The sequence below is a fragment of the Sphingobacterium sp. UBA3519 genome (assembly GCF_002377215.1).
GTDB lineage: Bacteria > Bacteroidota > Bacteroidia > Sphingobacteriales > Sphingobacteriaceae > Sphingobacterium > Sphingobacterium multivorum.
Window position 1 is genome coordinate 235,006 of record NZ_DFPI01000024.1, and the last position, 24,945, is coordinate 259,950.

Annotated in this window: 19 protein-coding genes; 10 read left to right on the plus strand and 9 right to left on the minus strand. The window is 40.0% G+C overall.

Going from position 1 to position 24,945, the window contains the following annotated elements; genetic code table 11:
• The 6 genes from leuD to B3297_RS13600 all read left to right on the plus strand — a co-directional run bounded on the left by leuD (position 1) and on the right by B3297_RS13600 (position 6,745).
• The gene (gene leuD / locus B3297_RS13575; protein ID WP_070570164.1) at positions 1-591 is read left to right on the plus strand and encodes a 3-isopropylmalate dehydratase small subunit; all 591 of its coding nucleotides are present in this window, start codon (positions 1-3) and stop codon (positions 589-591) included.
• The gene (locus B3297_RS13580; RefSeq protein WP_115046526.1) at positions 585-2,063 is read left to right on the plus strand and encodes an ATP-binding cassette domain-containing protein; all 1,479 of its coding nucleotides are present in this window, start codon (positions 585-587) and stop codon (positions 2,061-2,063) included. Before leuD ends, B3297_RS13580 begins: the two co-directional genes overlap by 7 nt.
• A 175-nt stretch (positions 2,064-2,238) precedes the next feature.
• Positions 2,239-3,312 carry a 3-isopropylmalate dehydrogenase gene (leuB, locus tag B3297_RS13585; RefSeq protein ID WP_115046524.1) on the plus strand — a complete coding sequence of 358 codons (1,074 nt, stop codon included), beginning with the start codon at positions 2,239-2,241 and terminating at the stop codon, positions 3,310-3,312.
• 41 nt (positions 3,313-3,353) lie between these two features.
• Entirely contained in the window at positions 3,354-4,517 is a 1,164-nt protein-coding gene (locus tag B3297_RS13590; protein WP_083296124.1) for a 2-isopropylmalate synthase, read from the plus strand.
• A 213-nt stretch (positions 4,518-4,730) separates the two neighbouring features.
• Positions 4,731-5,978 carry a threonine ammonia-lyase IlvA gene (ilvA, locus tag B3297_RS13595; protein ID WP_070570170.1) on the plus strand — a complete coding sequence of 416 codons (1,248 nt, stop codon included), beginning with the start codon at positions 4,731-4,733 and terminating at the stop codon, positions 5,976-5,978.
• Positions 5,979-6,229: 251 nt separating this feature from the next.
• A complete protein-coding gene (locus B3297_RS13600) occupies positions 6,230-6,745 on the plus strand; it encodes a DUF2911 domain-containing protein (protein WP_070570172.1) in 516 nt (171 codons plus the stop codon).
• Between the two features lie 343 nt (positions 6,746-7,088).
• On the opposite strand, the gene B3297_RS13605 is transcribed toward B3297_RS13600, so the two are convergent.
• Positions 7,089-9,491, minus strand: a complete 2,403-nt coding sequence (locus B3297_RS13605; protein WP_070570176.1) for a S9 family peptidase — start codon at positions 9,489-9,491, stop codon at positions 7,089-7,091.
• A gap of 461 nt (positions 9,492-9,952) precedes the next feature.
• On the opposite strand from B3297_RS13605, the gene B3297_RS13610 reads away from it, so the two are divergent.
• The 4 genes from B3297_RS13610 (at position 9,953) to nrdF (ending at position 13,812) form a co-directional block, all read left to right on the plus strand.
• Positions 9,953-10,186, plus strand: coding sequence for a thioredoxin family protein (locus tag B3297_RS13610; protein WP_046673718.1), 234 nt, complete (start codon positions 9,953-9,955; stop codon positions 10,184-10,186).
• Between the two features lie 34 nt (positions 10,187-10,220).
• Positions 10,221-10,628 (plus strand): class Ib ribonucleoside-diphosphate reductase assembly flavoprotein NrdI, encoded by a 408-nt coding sequence (gene nrdI / locus B3297_RS13615; RefSeq protein WP_083296125.1) that lies wholly within the window; start codon positions 10,221-10,223, stop codon positions 10,626-10,628.
• Positions 10,629-10,638: 10 nt separating this feature from the next.
• Positions 10,639-12,693, plus strand: a complete 2,055-nt coding sequence (nrdE, locus tag B3297_RS13620) for a class 1b ribonucleoside-diphosphate reductase subunit alpha (RefSeq protein ID WP_286776829.1) — start codon at positions 10,639-10,641, stop codon at positions 12,691-12,693.
• 132 nt (positions 12,694-12,825) lie between these two features.
• Complete coding sequence (gene nrdF / locus B3297_RS13625) at positions 12,826-13,812, plus strand: class 1b ribonucleoside-diphosphate reductase subunit beta (protein WP_070570180.1); 987 nt, start codon at positions 12,826-12,828, stop codon at positions 13,810-13,812.
• A 200-nt stretch (positions 13,813-14,012) separates the two neighbouring features.
• Here the strand turns inward: nrdF and B3297_RS13630 are convergent, their stop codons facing one another.
• The 8 genes from B3297_RS13630 to B3297_RS13665 all read right to left on the minus strand — a co-directional run bounded on the left by B3297_RS13630 (position 14,013) and on the right by B3297_RS13665 (position 24,543).
• Positions 14,013-14,285, minus strand: a complete 273-nt coding sequence (locus B3297_RS13630) for an alkaline phosphatase (RefSeq protein WP_070570183.1) — start codon at positions 14,283-14,285, stop codon at positions 14,013-14,015.
• 144 nt (positions 14,286-14,429) lie between these two features.
• Complete coding sequence (locus B3297_RS13635; RefSeq protein ID WP_070570185.1) at positions 14,430-15,596, minus strand: glycoside hydrolase family 76 protein; 1,167 nt, start codon at positions 15,594-15,596, stop codon at positions 14,430-14,432.
• Positions 15,597-15,651: 55 nt separating this feature from the next.
• Entirely contained in the window at positions 15,652-17,283 is a 1,632-nt protein-coding gene (locus B3297_RS13640; RefSeq protein WP_083296127.1) for a RagB/SusD family nutrient uptake outer membrane protein, read from the minus strand.
• A 12-nt stretch (positions 17,284-17,295) separates the two neighbouring features.
• Positions 17,296-20,340, minus strand: coding sequence for a SusC/RagA family TonB-linked outer membrane protein (locus B3297_RS13645; protein ID WP_083296128.1), 3,045 nt, complete (start codon positions 20,338-20,340; stop codon positions 17,296-17,298).
• Positions 20,341-20,911: 571 nt separating this feature from the next.
• Positions 20,912-22,627, minus strand: a complete 1,716-nt coding sequence (locus tag B3297_RS13650; protein WP_088163121.1) for a GMC oxidoreductase — start codon at positions 22,625-22,627, stop codon at positions 20,912-20,914.
• Positions 22,628-22,634: 7 nt separating this feature from the next.
• Positions 22,635-23,123 carry a gluconate 2-dehydrogenase subunit 3 family protein gene (locus B3297_RS13655; RefSeq protein WP_046673711.1) on the minus strand — a complete coding sequence of 163 codons (489 nt, stop codon included), beginning with the start codon at positions 23,121-23,123 and terminating at the stop codon, positions 22,635-22,637.
• A gap of 88 nt (positions 23,124-23,211) precedes the next feature.
• The gene (locus tag B3297_RS13660; RefSeq protein WP_286779037.1) at positions 23,212-23,871 is read right to left on the minus strand and encodes an HAD family hydrolase; all 660 of its coding nucleotides are present in this window, start codon (positions 23,869-23,871) and stop codon (positions 23,212-23,214) included.
• 36 nt (positions 23,872-23,907) lie between these two features.
• On the minus strand, positions 23,908-24,543 hold the full coding sequence (locus B3297_RS13665; protein ID WP_286775156.1) for a DUF6266 family protein: 636 nt from the start codon (positions 24,541-24,543) through the stop codon (positions 23,908-23,910).
• Positions 24,544-24,945: the final 402 nt, after the last annotated feature.

The following is a 24,945-nucleotide window of genomic DNA, read 5'->3' on the forward strand; positions in this document are numbered from 1 at the left end:
ATGAAAAAATTTGAAACTTTAACGTCACAGGTAGTCCCACTACCTATCGAAAATATTGATACTGATCAAATTATTCCCGCACGCTTTCTAAAAGCGACCACGCGTGAAGGTTTTGGTGATAATTTATTCCGCGACTGGCGTTTTGACACAGACAATCAGCCTAAAACTGATTTTGTGTTGAACAACCCGACCTATACGGGAAAAATATTGGTTGCCGGTAAAAACTTTGGTTGTGGTTCAAGCCGCGAGCATGCCGCTTGGGCTATTCAAGACTATGGTTTTGATGTGGTCATCAGCTCATTCTTTGCCGATATATTCAAAGGAAATGCCCTTAACAACGGTGTATTACCGATTCAGGTACCTGAAGAGTTTTTGGCGAAAATTTTCGAATTGGTGCACCAAAATCCGTCAACGGCGATTATTGTTGATCTTGAAAAACAGACAGTCATGTTGACAGAGACAGGTGATCAATTTGAGTTTGAAATCAATCCATACAAAAAATCATGTTTGATCAATGGCTATGATGACATTGATTTTATCCTTAACCAAAAAGATTCAATCGAAGCATTTGAAGCAAACAGACAATGGTAGATCCTGTCGTCCATATTGCCAATTTAACCATTCAGTACGGTAAAGATACCGTACTGCAAGACTTAAATTGGCAAATTTTTCCTGGCGAGCAATGGATCTTAGGCGGTCCGAGCGGTACAGGAAAAACCACGCTGGCAAAAGCGATTGCCGGGCAATTGAAGTATGAAGGCCAGATTACATTCCATCTTGACCCAACGAGCCTATTGCCGGCAAAAATTCATTACGTTTCCAATTGGTTTCAGTTTACCAATCTTGAAGGCGATCGCAATTTCTATTACCAACAGCGCTACAATAAATTTGCAAAAAACGATACATTAACGGTTTTTGCCGAGTTGAAACATTTTGCAAAAGAAGAACAGCTTTCTTTTGAAAACGTACGTTCTTACCTGAACATTTTTGGATTCGAGAATTTCAAAGATCAGCAGTTGATTGAACTTTCGAGTGGCGAACACAAAAGACTGCAATTGATCAAGGCCTTGTGGCTTCAACCTCAGGTGCTCATTATCGACCAGCCTTATACAGGACTGGATGCACAGTCCAGAAAAGATCTCAATCAGATTTTCGATCAGCTTGCGGATAAAGGGGTCACCTTGTTGTTGATCAGTAATGATGACGAACAACCGGATTGTATCAATCGTTTTGCGGAAATTCAGGAAGGTAAAATCAGGATTCGCCAACGGAGTGAAGAGCTATCCAAAGGCTTGCCCCGAATAAGAAAGGCGCTGCCTTATTTTCTACAACAGGCACCTCAGGTATCTGCCCAGGTCATGGTAAAAATGAACAAAATCAATATTTCATACGGCGAAAAACAAGTCTTAAAGAATATTGACTGGGAAGTAAAAGCCGGTGAAAAATGGTTGCTACAAGGGCATAATGGTTCAGGAAAATCAACTTTGCTTAGTCTCATCAACGGCGATCATCCACAGGCTTACGCCAATGACATCCATCTTTTTGGCAAAAAAAGAGGATCTGGAGAAAGTATTTGGGATATCAAAGAACATTTGGGTATTATATCTCCGGAATTACATTGGTACTATGATATGAATGCCAACGTTGGGCAGACGATTGCTTCTGGATTTTTTGACTCCATGAGCCTATACCAACGCTTAGGATTTGAACAACAGCAAAAGCTCGAGCAAATTCTCTATTTTTTTGACCTCAAAGAGGTTAAACACAAAACATTGGGATCATTGCCTTTAGGTCAACAACGTTTGGTCCTATTGGCCCGCACGATCGTGAAACATCCAGAATTGCTGATTTTGGACGAACCTTGTCAGGGCTTAGATAAAGAGCAGACCCAGTATTTCAACGACGTCATCGATGACCTCAGTAAAAGTGGCCAGACGCTCATTTATGTAGGTCACTTCCAAACCCAGCTACCAACGTGCATTGACAATAAAATCGTGTTGGAAAAGGGAGAAGTAAAGGCTATATCCGAAGTTATCCACAAAAAAGAAACTTTATCAACATAAAAATTGTGGAAAACTTCAATTAATTCGAAAATAAGAACAAAAAATAAAAAGAGAATCAAGATATCGGAAAACACTGGAAATCAAAAGTCAAAAATAAAGATAACTCAATAGGTTTTAGGCCTATTTTCCAAAGTTTCATTAGACCTATCTCTGATAGCTCAATATTAAAAATACAATGAAGAAAAATATTTTAATCATACCTGGAGATGGCATCGGCCAAGAAGTAACAACTTGGGGTAAAAAAGTTTTAGAAAAAATAGGTGAAAATTATGGTCATGAGTTCAGCTTTGATGAAGCTATCATGGGCCATACTGCAATTGAAGCGACAGGCAACCCGCTTCCTGATGAGACATTATCTAAAGCAAAAGCTTCTGATGCGATCCTTTTCGGCGCCATTGGCCATATTAAGTATGATAATGATCCTTCTGCTAAGGTAAGACCTGAACAAGGCTTGTTGAAAATCCGTAAAGAACTAGGTCTTTACGCAAATCTTCGTCCAATCCTTTTATTCGATGAGTTATTGGATGCTTCGAGTTTAAAGCCCGAAATTCTTCAAGGTACAGATATTCTTTTCTTCCGTGAACTGACAGGTGATGTCTATTTTGGTGAGAAAAATCGCAATGAGGATAATACCTTTGCTTCAGACTTGATGAATTATCACCGTTACGAGGTTGAGCGTATCGCACGTAAAGCTTATGATGCAGCACGCACGCGTAACAAAAGACTATGCTCTGTTGATAAAGCCAATGTATTGGAAACATCCCGCCTGTGGAGAGAAGTTGTCCAGGAAATCGCAAAAGAATATCCGGATGTTGAAACCGAGCACATGTTTATCGATAATGCGGCCATGCAATTGGTGAAAAATCCAAAGAAATTCGATGTGGTATTGACAGCCAATCTTTTTGGTGATATCCTGACAGACGAAGCGTCACAGATCGCAGGCTCGATGGGTATGTTGGCTTCTGCTTCCGTAGGTGATGGCACAGGCTTCTTCGAACCTATCCACGGCTCTGCACACGATATCGCTGGTCAAAATAAAGCAAATCCATTGGCTTCAATTTTATCTGCTGCCTTGATGCTTGATATTAGCTTTGGTCTACAGGAGGAAGCTAAAGCGGTTACCAATGCTGTTGCAGAAACATTAAAAGCTGGTTGGAGAACCGGTGATATTGCCAACAGCAGCACAGAAGCTTCAAAAATCTTAGGTACTCAGGAAATGGGTGAAAAAGTATTGGAGTTTATTAAATAGTATACCCTTTTTAATTTGTAAATCTTTTGAATTAAGAAATTATGTTACACGATCCTAATCATCTTTACATTTTCGACACCACTTTACGTGATGGCGAACAGGTACCAGGCTGCCAATTAACTACTCCAGAGAAAATTGAGATTGCTAAAGACCTGGAAAAACTAGGGGTGGATATTATCGAAGCCGGTTTCCCAGTGTCTAGCCCTGGTGATTTTCAATCGGTCGTCGAATTATCTAAAGCGGTAAACGATGTCATTATATGTGCATTGACCCGTGCCAATCAAAACGATATTGACGTAGCTGCCGAGGCATTAAAATATGCCAAACGCCCACGTATCCATACGGGTATTGGTTCTTCGGACATGCATATCAAATATAAATTCAACAGCACAAGAGAAGAAATTTTAGAACGTGCCGTCGCGGCTGTAAAACATGCCAAATCCTATGTGGAAGATGTCGAGTTTTATGCAGAAGATGCGGGTCGCGCAGACTTGGCATTTCTAGCTAAAATGGTTGAATCGGTGATTGCTGCCGGTGCTACGGTAGTCAATATCCCCGATACAAACGGTTATTGTCTGCCAGACCAATATGGCTCAAAAATCAATTACCTCAAGGAGAATGTACGCAATATCGATCAGGCCATTATTTCGGCACATTGTCACAATGACTTGGGACTTGCAACAGCAAATTCTATCGCTGCGATTCAAAATGGAGCCCGTCAGGTGGAATGTACCATCAACGGTATCGGTGAGCGTGCCGGAAACACGTCACTTGAAGAAGTAGCCATGATCCTTAAAGTGCACAACCAGTCGTTTGGAAGCTTGACATCAAACATCGATAGCCGCATGTTTACGTACTTATCGCGCAAGGTAAGTGAAATGATGAACATGCCTGTACAACCGAATAAAGCGATCGTTGGTCGCAACGCCTTCGCACACAGCTCGGGGATTCACCAAGATGGTTTCCTAAAACACCGTGAGAACTATGAGATCATCAGACCAGAAGATGTTGGTTTGGTTGAAGCTGATATTATCTTAACTGCACGTTCAGGAAGACATGCCCTTAAGCACCATTTGGAGCGTTTAGGCTTCCATCTTGAAAAAGATGATTTAGCTGATTGCTATCAACGTTTCTTGGTTTTGGCCGACGAAAAGAAAAATATTTGTGATGATGACCTAAAAAGCCTCATCCAAGAAAAAATATAAAAAAAGGAAGGCTGCAGATGCAGCCTTTTTTTATCATAAATACATTTTTTTAAAAGGATCCAAATGATACGTTGCTAATTATTATTTTATCATACGTACAAACGATCTTCCATTTAAAATCAACTAAATTTAAATACTGTATAGGTAGAATCTCTCATATAACAGCGAATATCTGCGTTTTATTTGCTACCTTAACTAGGCAATCATCTAACAATGAATCTATCAACCTTAAACATCAATTCAGAAGCTACACTTGACCGCATCAAGTCTGTGGTCAACAGAACACCGCTTCAATATAATCGGCATCTATCCGAAAAATATGGCGCTGAAGTCTATCTCAAACGGGAAGATTTACAAGTCGTACGTTCCTATAAATTACGCGGTGCCTACAATAAAATTATTTCCTTAACAGCGGAAGAGCGACAACGTGGCGTTGTATGTGCCAGCGCAGGCAACCACGCTCAGGGCGTTGCTTTCTCCTGCAATAAACTCGACATCAAAGGCGTGATATTTATGCCGGGGCCGACACCACGCCAAAAGATTTCACAAACGGAAATGTGGGGTAACGGCAATGTAGAAATTATCTTGACCGGAGACACTTTTGATGACTGCCAAAAAGCAGCGCTGGCTTATACAGCAGAGCATGGCATGACTTTCATTCCGCCATTTGATGATCTCAAAGTTGTGGAAGGACAGGGTACTGTAGCCGTTGAAGCTTTACAAGATCTTCCCGATATGGACGCCATATTTATCCCAATTGGTGGCGGTGGACTTGCCGCGGGAGCGAGCTATTACCTAAAAAGTAAAAACAACGCAATCAAATGCTATGGTGTTGAACCCGAAGGAGCCCCCTCCATGCAAGCGGCCTTGACTCACGGCGCACCGATCGAGCTCGAGCATATCAACAAATTTGTTGATGGGGCAGCTGTTAAAAAAATCGGTGCAACGACATTTGAAATTGCCAAACAATTGTTGGATGATACACGCTCTATTCCCGAAGGAAAGATCTGTACCTGTATCCTAGAGCTGTACAATAAGGATGCAATTGTCGTTGAGCCTGCAGGCGCTCTATCCGTGGCCGCTCTTGAATTTCACAAAGATGAAATTAAAGGTAAGAAAGTCGTCTGCATCATATCCGGTGGAAACAACGATATCGACCGCATGAGTGAAATCAAAGAATTGTCTCTACTTTACGAAGGGTACAAGCATTATTTTATCGTTCGTTTCCCACAACGTCCAGGCGCCTTAAAACTCTTCGTTTCCGAAGTATTGGGGCCTAAGGATGATATTACCCGTTTTGAGTTTATCAAAAAAACAGAACGCGAAAGAGGTCCAGCGCTAGTCGGCATTGAGCTCAACAAGCCTGAGGATTACGAAACACTGATTGAACGCATGAAAGAATATAAGTTTGATGTCATTGAAATCAATAAAGACCAGACACTATTTGAATATCTTGTATAAATAATAGGTATAAACGAGAAAAGCCAGGATATGAATCACTGGCTTTTCTCGTTTATATAACCAAAATATCCCACTCAAAGCCTTCAAAAAAACGAACAATTCCATAACCTAAAAAATCGTATATTTCCGTTATTAAAAGATATTCAATAGCTTAGGAGAGAGCGATAAATTATTTTTATTTGACCAAAGGCATATTGCATATAAAAAGTAATTTATCTAAGTTTAATTGTTTAATCAATACTATACGAAAAATGAGAGTACTAATTTTAACGATTCTGACCTTAATAGGTCAACTTACTTTTGCTCAGACCGACAAAAGTAAACGCCCAAGTCCTCCAGACAACACTAAGGTAACCACCACCGATGGTGTCACGATTGACATTAATTATAGCCGCCCTTCATTGAAAGGTCGTCAGCTTGGTGTTGATATCGCCCCTATCGGTATTGTATGGCGTACTGGAGCAAATGAAGCGACCACCATCGAATTTAATAAAGATGTATTGGTTGAAGGCAAGAAATTAGCTGCTGGTAAATATGGCCTTTACAGCATCCCTGGGGAACACGAAACAACAATTATGTTTAATAAAGTGTGGAATCAGTGGGGAACAAAATATGATGCCAACGAAGATGCGCTCCGCGTTTCCGTAAGCAACGCTACTGCAAGTACCTCACAGGAACAATTTAAGATCAACGCTACTCCGCAAGGAACTATTTCTTTGGAGTGGGGACAGTATGTCGTTCCATTTACGGTTAAAGTGAGTAAATAGCAAAAAAACTTATTTATGATTACGCAAGTCTACCATTGTATAAATGGAAGCGCAAGGTTTATTCAGACCAATGAACTCGTTGCATTTCGCGATAAACCAAACGATTGATTCTATTGATACTTTAGTAAAAAAAACACAAATCAATAAAACAAATACTTCATTCAATATAAAAGGGGCAGTCCAAAGGGGGATAGCCCCTTTTATATGGAATTTTTACCGAATCCCTATACAGGTACTTTTCAAATATTCAATTCTCAGAGGGTTTGTTTTTACTTTTTAGACACCTTCTTTTACATTGAATCCTTGTACACCTTAACACTATTGCTTCTGGTTAATCGACCGGTTATTTTTTAAGGTATTTTTCCAAAAATTGATCCTGCTCCCAAAGTAAATGGAAGATATTTTCTTTGGCGACATATCCATGAGCTTCGCGTGGTAAAATGACCATACGCACGGGAGCTCCCAAATTTTTCAGGGCCTGGAAATAGCGTTCCGTCTGCAGGGTGAATGTTCCGGGATTATTATCGGCTCCGCCGTGAACCAACAAAAGTGGGGTTTTCATCCGATCAGCACTCACAAATGGAGACATGGTCATATACAAGGTTGGATCATCCCAGAAGTTTCGTTGTTCACTCTGAAAACCAAATGGTGTTAAGGTCCGATTGTATGCTCCAGAACGCGCAATTCCTGCGGCAAACAATTTTGAATTGGACAACAGATGTGCTGTCATAAACGCACCATAGGAATGCCCACCCACAGCAACTTTTTTCCGATCGATATAACCCAAATGATCTACCGCATCAATTGCAGCTTCGGCATTTGCCACAAGTTGCTCAATAAAGGTATCATTCGGTTCTTTTGTTCCCTCTCCAACAATAGGGAAGGCCGCATTATCCAATACAGCATAGCCCTTCGATACCCAGTAGATAAAAGAGCCATAACTTGGGAAGGTAAACTCCTTCGGATTGGCCGTGCTTTGTCCGGCTGTATTCTTGTCCTTATATTCCCGTGGATAAGCCCACATTAGCAGAGGCAACTTCTCTTTCTTCGTAAAATCATAACCGGCAGGTAAATATAATGTTCCAGAAAGTTCGACTCCATCCTTGCGCTTGTATTTTAAAATCTCTTTATGAACTTTTTCCAACGATTTAAACGGGTTTTCCAACGTGGTGAGCGTCACCTGTTTCCCCGATTTCATATTTTTCATGAAATAATTCGGATAAAACGATGCTGACTGAAGCGAAATCAACAGATCACCAGTTTTAGGGTTCACGAGTTGGGCGATACGTTCTTGCATTTCAGATGCTGGAGCAGTGTAGATGCGTTTTTTCTTCAATGAATGCAGATCAAGCTCATCCACAAAAGGAAACTCGCCATTTTTAGTAAAACCCTTACCTACAAACAACGCTTTATCCTTATCTATATACATCGAATAAGTGCCTAAACTATTTTTTTCCATATACACATCTCCCGGATCATTATAGACGTCCTGACTGTTCCGGTCATGCAATAGTTTAGATTCTCCCGAGGAAGGATTCACCACAAAAGTTTTTGCATTTCTCGTATCATACCATTGCGAATTGATCAATGCATATTTATCATTCCCCCATGTTACACCAGCATAACGGTCTTTGATTTTAAAAATAAGCTTTCCCGCACCATTGTAAGGGTAAGATAAAGTATATAAGGCATCACGAAACTCCGCAGGTTTGTTCGCATCCCCGCCATCCAAGGCTTCTACATAAGCCAACGTAGCTGGCTGATCACTCCGCCAATGCCAGGCCCGTTTTCCCGATCGTGTCGACGAAAAACCTTTCGGCATTACCTCTGTCAAGGGGGTCTCATTCACCAGCGCTATTTCCTTGCCCGACCGATCATAAATTCGAACCTGCTGTGGAAAAGACGAAACCGGAACTACGTAGGAATAAGGTTTTGTAATGGTCGTGACCATCACATATTCTCCATCCGGTGAGAAGCTGATCCCTGTATAAATGGCTTTATCTTTAAAGGAAGAAATCTTGCCGTCCAGATCTACAAGTTCAAGGTTGGATTGTACCAATGTTTCAAAATTCACTTCATCCTGCGGATTTTTAAGCAGGTCTTGGTATGTCCTCAATTGGGATACCTTCCCATCACTTGTTGAGACAATAGGTCCTGTCGGCAAATCTTTTGAAGGATCCAACAGTGCCGCCCTATCCTTTGGCAGACTTGTTATTATTAAACCGGAAGAATTTCTCAGCCACTGAAATGGTGCTGTCAATGTTCCGTTCAAATTGTAAGCAGTCAACTGTTTGACATTTCGCGTTGCAAGATCAATGACAAATAAGGCAGTTCCGCTTTCATTTGTATTGCTAAATGCCAAACGCTTATTGTCTGGAGAGAACACAAAATTGGCCATCGCCGCTTTTTCGGGCATTCCCGTGAAGTCGGAAAATTCCATATTTTGTCCTATTTTTTTCAAGGCAATCTTATCGAAAAAGATTGTCGAACTTTCCATGTTGGTCTTTGGATTAATCCGCAATCCCGCCAGTTTCATTTCTTCCTGGCCTAAGTCTGCCAGGCTTTTATACGTAGACCGGAACGTAAATAACATCCAATTTCTATCGCTAGAAATTTTTATCTGAGGGGGGCGCACATAATCGGCTAAGGCCAAAATTTCAGTAGAGGGTTTTTGAAAGGTAATGTTTTCCTGCGCTTGCGTCTGTAGCGACGTTAGAAGCAAGAGACCATAGAATAGTTTCTTCATAAATTTATTTTTCAAATTAGGGCAAAATAAGATAATAAAAATTTCATAAAAAAGCAAGTTTTGTAGCTTTTTTATGACAGTAAAATTAAACTTAAATCATTTGTAAAATAGTGGTAAAAATTACGAATTTAAAGTTATCCACATTTATAAAACACAGAAAAACAACAACTTACAAACACTAATCTGCAGCAAACGCATTCTCTGACAAACTTTTGCCCAAAATGTGGAAAAGTCAAACTACCGCATCGAAAGAAAATATAAGATATTTGTTAAGCTAATGAAAGAATTGGCAACTCAACGAAGTTTTTAAGTATCGAAACACAGACTTTTCTTTTTGACGAATTGTCTATTTTTAATGGCTAGATTAACCTTCAATCTGGTCTCCCCGATTAAAATTGATACCATTAACTTCGTACCGAGTTTTTCTATAAAGATTGGAATAAAAAAATAAACAAGTAAACATGGCAAGAATTATCAAATTTGAGAAAAACGATTGTGCTCCTTGTGCGCAAGTATCGGCTTATTTGGATCAAAAAGGTATCCAATATGAAACGGTTAATCCTTTTGATGAACCAGACTTGGCCGCAAGATTCAAAATCCGCACAGTTCCTACGGTAATTGTGTTGGAAAATGAAGAGATTCAACACCGTATCATTGGCTTTAAACCAGAGGAATTGGCTGCCATTGCACTTTAATAAATTCAGCGTATCATTAAAATTAAACAGTGACATGATACACATTTATTATGATTCCAGAACGGGGAACGTACAACGTTTTATGGATAAAGTAGCGCAGATAACGGGTTGGCAAATCCATAAGATCACCGCCGATTTAACGGTAAAAGCCCCTGGTCATTTGGTCACTTTCACCACAAATTTTGGACAAGTGCCCGAAAACACAAAAGAATTCATGAAACGCGAAGCTAAAAATATCTATTCTGTTACTTCCAGTGGCAACCGCAACTGGGGACCGAATTTTGGTCTAGCAGCTGATCGCATTTCACAGGATTTCGACATTCCACTGGCGTTCAAATTTGAACTGTCCGGAACAATGGAAGATATTAATCAATTTATTGACATCTTAAAGAACTTTTGCGATGGTAGCAAACGAAGTAGCAAAAAACTGGATATTGCTTAATAATGAAATCATGATTAAGCATGATGACGAATTCAGCTTACATAAAGATAAGGAAGCGGTTCGTGCATATTTCTTGGAATATGTAAATAAGAACACCGTGTTCTTTTATACATTAAAAGAAAAAATAGACTATTTGGTAGAAAACAACTATTATATTGACTTTTACCAATGGTTTACATTTGAAGAAATGGAAACGGTATTCAACTATGTCTATGCGAAAAAATTCCGTTTCGAATCTTTTATGGCGGCATTCAAATTCTTCCAGAGCTACGCTTTACGTGATGACTCTGGCGAGAAGTTTTTAGAGCGTTATGAAGACCGTGTAGTTGCTGTTTCCTTGTTCTTAGCAAGAGAAGAGGGTGTTCAAAAAGCAATTGAGTACGCAGAAATCATGATCAATCAAGAATATCAGCCAGCGACCCCTACATTCTTGAATGCAGGAAAGAAACGCTCGGGTGAATTGGTATCTTGTTTCTTGGATGAAATCGGCGACAACTTAAATGGTATCGGTTACGCTGTTGATTCCGCCATGAAGTTGTCTTCTATCGGCGGTGGTGTATCGTTCAATATCTCTAAAATCCGTGCTCGCGGAGAAGCTATCAAAGGTGTTGAAGGCCGTGCCGGCGGTGTACTTCCAATCATGAAGATTATGGAAGATACATTCTCATATGCTAACCAGTTGGGACAACGTCCGGGTGCTGGTGCAGTATACCTCAATATTTTCCACTCTGACATCGAAGAATTTTTAGATTGTAAAAAAATCAACGTTGACGAGAAAGTACGTATCAAATCATTGTCGATCGGTATCATCGTTCCCGATAAATTCATGGAATTGGCAGAAAAAGATGAACCATGCTATTTGATCTACCCACATACGGTGATGCAAGAGTATGGACAATTCTTGGATGAGATGGATATGGACAAAATGTACGACGAATTGATCACGAATCCAAACGTGAAAAAGAAAAAAATCAATGCTCGTCACCTTTTAGTTAAAATTGCTCAGACACAAAAAGAATCAGGATATCCTTATATTTTCTTCAAAGAGAACACCAACCGTGTCCATGCATTGAATGAAATCGGTCAAGTGAAATTCTCGAACTTGTGTACTGAAATCATGCAAGTATCTCAAGTATCCGATATTGAGATCTATGGCAAACAGGACACGATCCGTTATGGTATCTCCTGTAACTTAGGCTCCTTAAATATCGCGACTGTAATGGACAACAAACGTATCAAAGAGACCGTAAAAACGGCTATGCGCGCTTTGACTGTCGTTACAGACGTGACCAATATCGATATGGTTCCATCTATTGCAAAAGCAAACCGCGAGTTGCATTCTGTAGGGCTAGGTGCAATGAACCTCCATGGTTACCTTGCAAAAAGCTTCATCATGTATGAATCTAACGAAGCACTGGATTTTGCCAATACTTTCTTTATGATGATGAACTATTATTCATTGGAAGCATCGATGGAAATTGCCAAAGAACGTGGTAAAACATTTGTTGGATTTGAAAAATCAGCCTATGCCGATGGTACGTATTTCAACAATTACATAAACCGCGATTACATGCCTAAAACAGCTAAGGTAACGGAGTTATTTGAAGGAATACATATTCCAACAGTCGAAGATTGGTTGGAATTAAAAGCGAAAATCAAAGAACATGGTATTTATCATGCTTACCGCTTGGCTATTGCTCCAAATCAATCGACTTCGTATATCATGAATGCAACCGCATCAGTTATGCCAATCGTCGATATCATTGAGGTACGTGAGTATGGAGATAGTACAACTTACTATCCAATGCCATACTTGACAAACGATAATTATTTCTATTTCAAATCGGCTTATGATATGGATCAATTCAAGGTCTTAAAATTGATCTCGGTTATCCAACGCCATATTGATCAAGGTGTATCTACAATTTTGCATACAAACTCAAAGGATTCGACAAGAGATTTGTCTAGATATTATATCTATGCACATAAATTGGGGTTGAAATCCCTTTATTATACACGGACAAGAAAATCGACCATCGACGAATGTGTCTCTTGTTCAGCTTAATTTTGAGATTTTAGTATTTGGATATATAATGGGAGAAAGTCAAAAGTTGCCTACGCCATTGGCGGCTTTTGGCTTATCTAAAATCAACAATCCAAATACGTGATAATAAATGCCTAATACTTTAAACTAAAAATGAGTAAAACATATAAAGCTGTCAACTGGAATACCCCTGAGAACGATTATGTATTGATGTTCTGGGAACAAAATATCCGTCAATTCTGGATCGATACGGAATACATTCCTTCAAAAGATATCGATAGCTGGAAACGTATCAGCCCAGAAATGAAAGATGCGTATAAAAAAGCTTTAGGAGGATTAACCTTATTGGATACCCTTCAAAGCCACACAGGTATGCCTAAAATCATCGATCATATCGATACATTACAGAATAAAGCTGTATTGTCCTATATGTGTATGATGGAAGCTATCCACGCAAAATCGTATTCCACTATTTTCACGACAGTTTCTACAACCGCCGAAATAAACGACATTTTCGAATGGGTTCAACAAAATAAATATCTTCAATACAAAGCAGAAACGATTGATGGTTACTACCGCGCAATCGATAAAGAAGATGCTTCGGACGAGGAGATTTATATGGCGATGGCTGCATCTGTATTATTGGAGTCATTCTTATTTTATTCAGGATTCTTCTTGCCATTATGGTTATGTGGACAAGGTGAAATGGTTGCTTCTGCCGATATCATTAAGAAAATTATCGCAGACGAATCCATTCACGGTGTATTCGTTGGATTAATAGCCCAAGATCAATTCAAAAAATTAAAAAATCAAGATCAGGTAAAAGCTCGTTTCTTGGCCTTGCTTTACAATTTGTATGAAAATGAGCTGAAATATACAGAAGAGATCTATACTGAAGTTGGTTTGACAGCTGAAGTAAAAGAATATGTTCGCTATAATGCCAACAAAGCATTGATGAATTTGGGCTTTGATCCGATCTTCGAAGTAAAACAAGTCAACCCAATCGTATTGAATGGTTTGAATACTGAAACGACACAACATGACTTCTTCTCCAAGAAATCAACTAACTACGAAAAAGCAACGGAAATTGTCCATCTAAAAGATGACGACTTCAAAATGGATGTGGTCGTAGATATATAATATTGACGATTCGTCAAACAAAAAGCCCCAAAGNNCTTTGGGGCTTTTTGTTTGACGGGAAACAACTATTGTTGGAATGCTTTGATTGCCTGTCCGCGCCAAGCGGCATCAAGCGGTGCACCAAGCAACCAAGTTAACGTAGGCGCGATATCATAAATCATCAAAGTTTCCTTGATTTCTTTTCCTTTTGGCACACCTGGTCAGGTCATTACCCAAGAAATCTCCACCTCGGCCAGCGATTTACCACCGTGTCCTTTTCCGGTACCACCATGATCCGCAACAATAACAAAAATTGTTTCGTCTGCTATTCCCCCATCTTTTACAGCTTGCTGCAAGGTACCAATACGTCTGTCGACCTGTTTTAGTTCGGCATAGTATTCCGGTGTATTATGCCCGATATTATGGCCTACGCCATCAGGTTGGTCGAAATGCACAAAAGTAATCGTCGGTTTCTCCTTTTTTATGATATCCACGGTGGTGTTCAAATAGAAATTTTACAGCATCTATTATGTTAAGTAAACATTATTTAATCTCTCTAACCAATATGTTACAGAACAAAAAAAAGACGCTGAAAAATTATTTTCAGCGTCTTAACCTTATACCGTTTTACATCGATTTTAATACCCAGCTTTTGCCAACCGTGCGTACATTTCGACAAAAGCACACTGATCGAGCAGCCATTTCGATTTATGCTGATCCTTCAGGGTCCAGTCTGGACTGAAAAGCCCTGCTTGATCGCGCATATGCTGCCAGGCAAATTCAAGATTTTTCGCAAACACTGTGAGGTACTTTTGGTCGCCATTCACTACAGCGAGCTCGATGTAACCACGCATCATTACGGCATGAAACCACAAATTGCTATTTTTCAATTTTGGGAAATTCAATTTCGCATCCGTTTCGAAAAAATAGCCTAGACAGGCCTCAGCCAGCTGTTGTGCATCCTCAAGGTACCGTTTATTTTTCGTTAACTTATAAAGCAGGGCTGCTGCCTGCAACATTTGTCCGGCGTTGTACGAAAACTTAGCTTTTCCAATCTTTCCATTGAGCTGCATATTGTCCCAGTATAACTTATCTTCGGGATCCTGAAGATTTCTTTTTGTCCATTCATAAAGACGTTCCCCTTCTTGCAGATAGGACCTATCATTGGTTGCCATAAATAACTTAAGTGCAAATACACTTGCTGGTGCATTCGAACAGGTATTTTTAGATTCCTTTTTCTGTTCACACCAATAAATGCCACCGCCGAGTTTATCATCCTCCCCACTCTTTACAAAATTCCAGATCTCTTTGGCCGAAGACAGGTAGTTTATTTTTTTTGTATGGATATAGCTATCGGTAAAATCGATACCCAACCAGATATTATCGTCATAAAAACGATCCGAGGGAGGAGCTGTATTTAAATAAGAAGCATAACCAACCGGCGACCGACTTTCATCCCTATATTCCTGTAGCCCAACCAGGACTTTTTTGTCAAGTATGAACTGAAATGCCTTTTTTGTTTTTGGCAATTCCATCAAGGCATTTACAGCCGAGAAACTACCCGAGAAAGGCCATAGATAAGCATATTTCTTTTGCTGCGCTGCCTGTTGATTATTATCCAGATAATCAGCTTTAAAGTTTTCATCAAAGGGATATTTTTCAGCCAAGAGCTGATTCTTGGTATTTCCAAACTTGCTATAGATGCTATCTAAAGTTTGGATAGCATAGTTCTGAAAATTATTTTTCTGTGCAAATAAGGTTACACCAATAAAGTTCAAAAGAAACAACGTAAAATATCTTTTCATGTGTTTTAGGTAAAAGAATAGTAGATACCTATACGGCATCTACTATTCCTGAACATTAATAACCAGGGTTTTGTTTTAAATTGGGATTGATTGCCAATTGATCCATCGGTACCGCATATAGTTCTTTATTCTTATCGTTCGTAGCTTTATGATCCCACCAAGATCCGGATATATATTTTCCGAATCGGATTAGATCTGTCCGGCGCTTTCCTTCAAAAATAAATTCACGTCCCCGTTCCGCCAGTAATTCATCCAGCGTCAATGTAGCGACAGTATACTGCGCCATAGGCCAGTCAGCCTTACTAAATGCTCTTTTTCTGGATTCATTGACCAACTCCACAGCCTCACTACTGGCTTTTCCACCATTCTTACGCATAAGTGCTTCAGCTTTATCGAAATAGATCTCCGTTAAACGATAAATAATATAATCATTTTCCCAATAGTTGGCATCGTCCAAGGTACCTGATTTATATTTATTAAAACGAGCTCCAGAATTCTCCTCTCCTTTTGTCATACCACCTTCTGAAGTTTTATCACCTTCGCTTTCACGGCGTATCGAATTGACAAATACGAGCGGTTTGCCCGAATACTCCTCTGTGCCCAATACAGGTGTGGTCGTGCCGTATTTGTATTGTGGGCCAAACAAAAACCATTCTTTCTTTCGCAAATCATTTTCAGCATAGGCATTAAACGCAGTAGGGATAACGACAAATGCGTTCCATCCTCCGTAGCCAACTTTGAGCACTTCCTTCATATAGTCGTAGCTCATATAGAAGCCCGACCAGTCAAATGTAAAACCTGCCTGCCGGCTGTACTGAAACTGAAATAGCGATTCGGGATTCGCCGAATTGGTGTTACTGAACAATGCGTTCAAATCAGTGCTCAATTTAGGAGCTCCTCCGATACCGCCAGCTTGCCCGGAAATGATTTTGTCACAAGCAGCGATACATTCATCATTCATCGCTTTACCCGACCATTTCTCTGCATTAAGATAGAGTTCGGCCAGCATGGCATAACCAGCAGCCATAGACACTTGACCAATATTACTTGCTGAAGTTTTAGGTAATTTCCCAACATTTTCTTCCAGCTCCTTTTGTACAAATGCAAAGACCTCTGTTCTCGGTCTGGTTTCAGGGTTAATTGGATCGGCTACCTTTGTCACGATGGGAACGTTGCCCCAAAGATCCATTATCTTAATGTAGTGAAATGCCCGCATTACTTTTAATTGCACAAGTATTTGAGAGCGCTCTTCCTCCGTCAGATCAGCGATTTTAGTGATATCCAATTTCTCAATATCCTGAATAGCATTATTGACATAGCCAACGCCGCCCCACATCAACTCCCAGGCCCCACGCATTCGGCTTTCATTGCTTGTCCAGGTATGATAGTGCTGCCGGATATGGTCTCCACCGTCATATCCATGGCGTCCCTTTTGCGGCCAGGCCACCTGATCGGCACTTAATTCGGAATGATAATAAAAGCCATTTCCACCTGTAGGTGCAAGCCAGGCCTGCATATGTGTAAAAGGGCGGAGCGCAGCTTGCATAACCTCCCGTTTATTCTTATAAAAATTATCATCCTTGATCTTACTATACACTGTCTCATCCAACTTGGTGCAGGAACTAAAAGAGATACCTAAGGTAACAGTGCTCAGGATGGCGAATAAATATTTATTTGTTTTTTTCATAACCTTACTATTTTAAAATCCAACATTTAAACCAATTGTCCAAGATCTTGTTCTTGGATAGAAACTGCGCGAATCAATCCCTGCTTCAAAACCTGTATCCTGCAACTCTGGATCAATCCCCGTATATTTGGTCATGGTTGCGATATTTCTCCCTGTCGCATATACATATAGACTTTTGATATAATCAGTCTTTAGTTTAAAGTTATATCCCAATGTAATATTATCCAGTTTCACAAAACTTCCATTCTCAAGGTAGTAATCCGAATACTGTGGATCCTGTTTAAGGTCGGCATGTTTAGTAAAAGCACTTTCGAAAACATTATTAGGCAACCATTTTTGATTACCAAAGAACATATCCGCTGTATTTAAAATATCATACTTAAATTTCCCTCTGAAAAATACGGTCAGATCGAAGCCCTTATAGGCAAACCGGTTACCTAGCGACGCATTGAATTTGGGAACACCATTTCCAATATAGGCGCGATCATTATCATTTATATCCGCAATGGTAGCCTTGGAGCCGTCAGCTTTATAGAAGAGCCATTCTCCAGCATCATTCAGACCCGCATAACGTTTTCCATAGAAGGAACCAATTTCACCGCCTTCTTCAAGACGAATGGCATCTCCGAGATTACCTGGAGAGGGCAGACCGCCAAAAGTCATCCAATTACTCTTAAAGATATCATTGGACATGGTAACGAGTTTATTCTTTTGATAACTTCCCGCAAAATCCACCGTCCATTTAAAATCTTCTTTTTGAATTGGAACTCCAGACAATTGCAACTCAACACCTTTATTCGAAACCTCGCCTACATTGTACCAAATGTTTGTACTCACATAGGCTGGCTGTTGCGCCTTATATTGGTATAATAAATCTTTGGTTTTACGATTATAGACATCTAGAGACCCTGTTAGTCGGTTATTCCACAAACCAAAATCGAGCCCGATATTCAATTCGGCTTTTTGTTCCCATTTTAAGTCGGGATTGGGGTTCTGTGTCGGTCCATACGTTTGATAATAGATGCCATCCTGCGGATATACCCCACCTGTTCCCAACAAGATCAACGAATTGTAATTTGGGAAGCCCTGATTACCGGTTACCCCATACCCCACACGGAGCTTCAGATTGTTGACAAGGTCTTTATTGGAGAAAAAGTCTTCGTTTGTAATGGTCCATCCCGCAGAAATGGCAGGGAAATTACCCCATTTATGATTAGCACCAAATCGCGAAGATCCCTCTCGGCGAAGAATTGCACTCACAAAATACTTTTGGTCATAATTATAATTTACCCGTCCAAAAAAAGCAATCAATTTATTGTCTTCCTTAAATGAGCCCATCGATGGTCTTGGCAATTTGGTATTTGTCAGAGCCGTACCACTTCCCATGTCCCAATCTTGAAAAGCGTCTGTTGTAAAACCATTATTGGACATCTCAAACCGCTCATAACCATTATATTGAAAACTGTAACCGAGTAAACCCGTTATATTATGCTTGTCGTTGAATGTCTGGTTGTAATCAATTGTTGTTTCAAAGGTCTTGGACCAATTCAACTCATTTCTTTTCCAAGCATAGCCCATACCCTGATACTCAGAATTTTGGCGTTGGTCCCAATCTTTTATCGAACGAAATTGACGATCGTTCCAATTATTTCTAAGATAGGATCCGAAGGCTGAGATGCTCAATGGTTCTATAATCTTGAGTTTCATACGTGCGTCTCCCGAAAAAGTTTCCTGATTGCGTTGATCTACACGGTTGGCCATACGATCCAGCGGATTAAAATTATTATAACCCTGGGTTTGGTAAAAACTTCCATCGGGATTGTATAGTGGAGCAGTTGGATTACGCTGGATTGCCTGTTCGAAATATTCCGTTTTTCCACCCAAAAGATCTGCTTTATTGAAATTGGCAGCAATATTACCGGAGAAAGTCAATCGATCTTTTAATCCAGTTTGCGAAAAATTGACACGACCGCCAAATTGCTGACGTCCATTCTGTTTAGCAATGCCTTCGGCATTTTCATAGTTAATTGAAGCACGGTAGTTGGATTTATCGCCACCACCGCTGGCAACAAAATTATGGAATGTTGAGAAATTACCTTTATTGATCAATTCGTCATACAAATCTGTTGAAGCGCCAAGGTCAAGATCAGGTTTATTCTGTCCGTTGACCACATAATCTCTAAATTGCTGCGCACTCAGCATCGAAGGTTTCTTTGCGACAGACTCATGTTGACCATAGGTATAATATTCAAATCGTGGTTCTCCAGATTTGCCTTTTTTAGTGGTTACTAAAATTACACCACCATTACCCCGCGTCCCATAAATAGCCGCTGCAGATCCGTCCTTTAACACGTCTATGGATTCAATATCTCCTTGCTTGATCAAATCTAGATTTCCACCAGGAATGCCATCAATGACAATCAGCGGGGAGTTTCCGCCTTTCATGGAGGCCATACCCCGCAATTGGATATCTGAACCAGCATTTGGATTACTGCCCTGGGTTCTCGTCACGTTTAGCCCGGCAACTTTACCTTGCACCAGATCCATTGGGTTGCGCATACCACCTTGATTGAAATCCTTTTCTTTTACAGAGGCCACTGCTGAAGTCACTTCACTTTTCTTTTGCGTACCATAACCGACAACAATAACCTCCTCCAATTGGTCTTCTGTCGCGGATAGTCGAATATCAATCGGGGCATTTCCTATTACTTTGACTTCGTTTGTTCGATAACCAATGGACGACACGACCAGGACATCTCCTATCTTGGCTTGCAGGGCAAAATTACCTTGGCCATCCGATGTTGTACCTTTTGCTGATCCCTTGACGGTAACCGAAACACCGGAGATCCCTTCTCCAGTCTTTGCATCCTGTACCTTTCCTTTAATTAAACCCTGAAACTTAGCGACCTTATGGGTAAAGGTCTCTTTTGGATCTTCCCTCTTGGCGATGACATGCGCATTTGCCTGATGTATCGTCCCTGCGATAATAGCCAACGAAAAAAACAGCTTGGTATTTTTCGTTAAGCGGGCAAATGATTCTAAATCGATTCTGCTCATATAATTAGTGATTTTGGTTTATAAAACGTTTTAGCTTTGATAAGCTTAAACGGTCATGTTTAATTAGTATCATCTTCAATAATTAATACGAATACCTGATCCCCATCTCTATCGTAATAGATTAAATCTGGCAGTCTATTAATTATTTATAATAGTGATTTGGTTTATAAAAACGTTTTAGCAAAAAGATGCTTAGAACGCCTAGTTTAATTTAGTTTCCCTTAATTGATCGTTTTAAAATCGATCTGCTTTCTTAAAATTGCCTGCTATATTCCATTGCTTTCACTTAACAGAAAACGTCTGGGTTCAAATGTCTATGGTATTATTGCCGCATAGAATTTGCAATAAAGTCTGCTAAATCGCTTTTGCTTTTGTTGTAAAATTTTTTGGTTTCCCTATTTTGGTTTTTTAATTGCTTTTTTTTGATTACTTATTTGTTCATTAATTGTTTATTCGTTATTGTTTTCCTTTTTGGTTATTCTTTCTTGGTTTTAGCGTGCTATTCGGGTGGAAAGATAGCACTTTAATTTTACAGAGGAAAGATTTATTTTCAAAACCTTTCCCCTGTAAACTAAATATTTCCTTTCTTCATCTCGCTAATCGCATAATCGACAGATCGAGCCGAAAATGCCATATAGGTCAATGAAGGATTTTGTGTTGATGTGGAGGTCATACTTGCACCATCTGTGACAAAAACGTTTTTCACAGCATGCATCTGATTCCATTTATTCAATACCGAAGTTTTCGGATCGTGTCCCATACGTGCTCCGCCCATTTCATGGATATCCAAACCTGGAGCCTGCCAGTGTGTATCTGGCCGAATGTTTGTGAAACCAGCATCCGTAAACATCTCCGTCATGACGGCAATGTAATCCTTTTTCATTTTTTCATCGTTCTCATCATAATCGACAGCAATTTTTAACAACGGAATACCCCAGTCATCTTTCTTACTGCTATCCAATGAAACCATTCCCGATTCTTTTGGTATTGTTTCACCCATCATGTGAGATCCAACCTGCCAAACACCTAATTTAGGATTCAACAAATTGTTCTTCAGATCTAACCCTAAACCCGAACGATCAGATTCTTTACTACGTGAAGCACCGAAACCGGCGGCATAACCTCTTAAAAAGTCCGTTTCCTGTTTGTGCAAGTTTCTGAAGCGTGGAATATACCCTCCACCTGCGGGATTCCGTCCTTCGGCCGTAAAATCCAACATCCCTTCATACTCCGCGTAGATGCGTGCACTATAGTTGTGAAAGGCAACATATTTTCCTAACACACCACTATCATTGCCCAAACCATTTGGAAAACGGTTGGATTTAGAATTCAATAAGATTAAATTCGTATTGATTGCCGCCGCATTGACAAAAATCAACTTGGCATAAAAATCAATTTCCTCTTTTGTATTGGTATCAATAACACGTACACCCACTGCCTTTCCTTTTTGTTCATCATAGAGGATTGAATGAACAACCGAAAATGGACGTAAGGTCATATTCCCAGTCTTCGCAGCCCAAGGAATTGTCGTTGCATTGGAACTGAAATATCCACCAAAAGGACATCCTCGCTGACAAAGTACGCGATTCTGACACTGTACACGTCCTTGTTCGATGTGAATCTGATTTGGTTTGGATAAGTGGGCACAACGTGCTGAAATAACTTTCCGCTCCGGAAATTTCTTTTGGACGCTTTCTTTAAAATACTTCTCGACAATATTTAAGGGGTACCCTGGCAAAAACTCGCCGTCCGGCAATTCAGGAAGTCCATCGTGATTTCCTGCAATACCGGCAAATTTTTCGACATAAGCGTACCAAGGGGCTAAATCAGCATAACGGATGGGCCAATCTACTGCAAAACCATCTCTAGCCGGCCCTTCGAAATCAAAGTCAGACCAACGTTGCGTTTGTCTCGCCCATAATAACGACTTGCCGCCAACCTGATAGCCTCTGATCCAGTCAAAAGGTTTCTCCTGAATATAAGGATGTTCCTTGTCTTTTACAAAAAAATGGGCCGCATCCTCATGGAATGCATAACATTTGCTGACAATCGGATTCTCTTCTTTTACTTTGAAAGGCATTTCGTTCCGATGTTCAAACTCCCAAGGCATCATATTGGTGGTTGGGTAATCCTTGATATGTTGTACATCACGTCCACGTTCCAAAACCAATGTTTTCAATCCCTTCTCGCACAACTCTTTTGCGGACCAACCGCCACTAATTCCCGAACCGATCACGATTGCATCGTAGGTTCTGTTTTTTTCACTGTCAATATTTAGATTTGCCATGTGCTATTTATGCCTTAACTTTTACCGCACCATTGTACGGACCCGGAATAAGTTTATAGATCACCTTATTCTTCATCACGTATTCTGAGTTCATATACCCCTGAATTGCACGCGATTTGAAGGTCTCAAAAAAAGCCTTCTCGTCGGTTTTGTCTTTTAACCCCGCCAAAGTGGTCTCCGTCTCTTTGCTATTTTTTAAATTCAACTGTTTCCGCAACTTGTTGAAACCAGCGACAAATTTAGCCTGATTTTCTGGCGACTCACAGTCATCGACCATTTTAATGACGAAAAGATGTAAGTTCAGATCCTTCCCTCCTGGTGTATCCGATTTCGGAATCAGGATGTCAGCCAGATCGCCCAAAAATTGCTCATCTTCTGCCGAAATCTTCAGCTTATTCAATACAATTGATGCACCTCCATCATTCAGACAGGACGACAAAATTGTCAGTCCGCCAGCTATAATGAAAAATTGCTTTATTGCGGTTCTACGGTTCATAATTCAGAGTTCCCTTTACATTTCGGTAATATTACATATATACGAATAAAAATACAAATGCTAAAACGATTAAATTATTTTACAACCCTCAAATCCATTGCGCCAACAGGGCTTTCGCCTCGAATAAGTTTTCCACAATGTTCTCAACAGCTGTTAGTCTAGCACGTTCTACCTCTTGCTTCGTAACTGCAATCAACTGTAAGCCTGCTCCCAATGCCGATGTACTTCCTGTCGATGTATCCTCGATAGCCACACAGCGGTCAGCTGGTAGATCCAGATTTGTCAATGCCAAACGATAAGGTTCAGGATCGGGCTTTGGCAACTCCACACACTCACGCGTGACAAAAAACTCAAAATAATCCAAAAGCTCATGTTTGCCCAAAACAGTATCGACAGTGCTTCTATAACTTGAGGTCACCAGCCCAATACGGATATCTTCTGCTTTCAAAAAAGCTAAAATTTCTCGTGCTCCAGGCATCAATTCAATATCGCTCATGTTAGAATCGGCATAAGCCGCACGTGTACGCTTCCACATATGTTCTTCCGTCACGTCGTAGCCATAGTCCTCGGTAAGACGCTTGACATTATGTGCTAAAGTATGTCCAGCAAAATCGCGAATCCAATCTTCATAGCTGATCTGAAGGTTAAATTCCTGTTTTAATATAGGTGCCCAATTTTTGAAATAGAAATATTCCGAATCAATTAACGTACCGTCTAGATCGAACAATACCGCCTGTATTTTATTCATAGTGTTAAAGATACACAAGTAGGTGGAAAAATCCTATTAAATGACGCCACAATAGGTCGAATTTGAGAATGCACCATGATAGGTATCCCAAAACCCGATGTAGACATGATAATCAGCTTTCTGATTTAATTCAACTGGTACATTGACGAAACATTGACCATCCTTAGCAGATGCAACTGCTGGTTTTAAGGAACAGAAATCATTTAAGCTAACACATGCTAGATTTAACTTATAAATTTCATCATCATACGCTGGGTTTGGTATCCATTCCAAAAATATACGTCCTTCACTCACACTCACCTTAGTACCCTCAGGCGGTATTAAATCCCCCACAAACACGTTCAAATTTTCAAAATTCACGACGGGATTATAGTCAGTATCAAAAGCCAACACATCATTGAAAACATGCTTTTGCGCAAGCTGAAATGCACCATATTTAGATCCATTTTCTTTTTTTAACTCATAGCCAAAATCAAAGACAGCTTTGTTCTCTGCACAAAATTTTCCGACAGCCTTCATTTTTTGGCGATGTAATCGCTGAGCTTCAGTCGGAGGTTTACTACTTTTCCTCCTTGCACCCCGAATAATCCATTGCCCCATACGATTGTATCCATATATCGATCCAACTTTACCCCGGAAACCACCATTTGGACCATCTTCTAATATAGCCATATTTTAAGTTTTTTGTTTAATATCATCTTAATAACAACCTCCTAACAATTGATTTGGATTTATGTTTGAATTAAGTTAGGTATAACTTATTATTAGGTTAGATATAGTTTAGGTCTTAATTAGGTATAACCTATATTATACCTAACTAAAACCTAAACAAAACCTAACTAAAACCTATATAAATAGCAATCTTAATTTAAATTAAAATGGACTTGCTTCTCTTCATTTTTGGATAACCATCGGACATTTGCTAAGTTTGTTGTGGCAAGCGAAAACACAGGTTTACTGGGTATAAGTCCGCAACAAGCTTTAGGAAGATAGTCATATGATCTTCATGGAAGTTATATGTCTCCGCCACGTGTAAGACGCTCACATAAAAAGCGGAGCCATCTTTGGATCTGG

Coding starts and splice junctions, on each gene's coding strand:
- leuD (WP_070570164.1), top strand. CDS start 1: ATGAAAAAATTTGAAACTTTAACGTCACAGGTAGTCCCACTACCTATC.
- B3297_RS13580 (WP_115046526.1), top strand. CDS start 585: ATGGTAGATCCTGTCGTCCATATTGCCAATTTAACCATTCAGTACGGT.
- leuB (WP_115046524.1), top strand. CDS start 2,239: ATGAAGAAAAATATTTTAATCATACCTGGAGATGGCATCGGCCAAGAA.
- B3297_RS13590 (WP_083296124.1), top strand. CDS start 3,354: ATGTTACACGATCCTAATCATCTTTACATTTTCGACACCACTTTACGT.
- ilvA (WP_070570170.1), top strand. CDS start 4,731: ATGAATCTATCAACCTTAAACATCAATTCAGAAGCTACACTTGACCGC.
- B3297_RS13600 (WP_070570172.1), top strand. CDS start 6,230: ATGAGAGTACTAATTTTAACGATTCTGACCTTAATAGGTCAACTTACT.
- B3297_RS13605 (WP_070570176.1), bottom strand. CDS start 9,491: ATGAAGAAACTATTCTATGGTCTCTTGCTTCTAACGTCGCTACAGACG.
- B3297_RS13610 (WP_046673718.1), top strand. CDS start 9,953: ATGGCAAGAATTATCAAATTTGAGAAAAACGATTGTGCTCCTTGTGCG.
- nrdI (WP_083296125.1), top strand. CDS start 10,221: ATGATACACATTTATTATGATTCCAGAACGGGGAACGTACAACGTTTT.
- nrdE (WP_286776829.1), top strand. CDS start 10,639: ATGATTAAGCATGATGACGAATTCAGCTTACATAAAGATAAGGAAGCG.
- nrdF (WP_070570180.1), top strand. CDS start 12,826: ATGAGTAAAACATATAAAGCTGTCAACTGGAATACCCCTGAGAACGAT.
- B3297_RS13635 (WP_070570185.1), bottom strand. CDS start 15,596: ATGAAAAGATATTTTACGTTGTTTCTTTTGAACTTTATTGGTGTAACC.
- B3297_RS13640 (WP_083296127.1), bottom strand. CDS start 17,283: ATGAAAAAAACAAATAAATATTTATTCGCCATCCTGAGCACTGTTACC.
- B3297_RS13645 (WP_083296128.1), bottom strand. CDS start 20,340: ATGAGCAGAATCGATTTAGAATCATTTGCCCGCTTAACGAAAAATACC.
- B3297_RS13650 (WP_088163121.1), bottom strand. CDS start 22,627: ATGGCAAATCTAAATATTGACAGTGAAAAAAACAGAACCTACGATGCA.
- B3297_RS13655 (WP_046673711.1), bottom strand. CDS start 23,123: ATGAACCGTAGAACCGCAATAAAGCAATTTTTCATTATAGCTGGCGGA.
- B3297_RS13660 (WP_286779037.1), bottom strand. CDS start 23,871: ATGAATAAAATACAGGCGGTATTGTTCGATCTAGACGGTACGTTAATT.
- B3297_RS13665 (WP_286775156.1), bottom strand. CDS start 24,543: ATGGCTATATTAGAAGATGGTCCAAATGGTGGTTTCCGGGGTAAAGTT.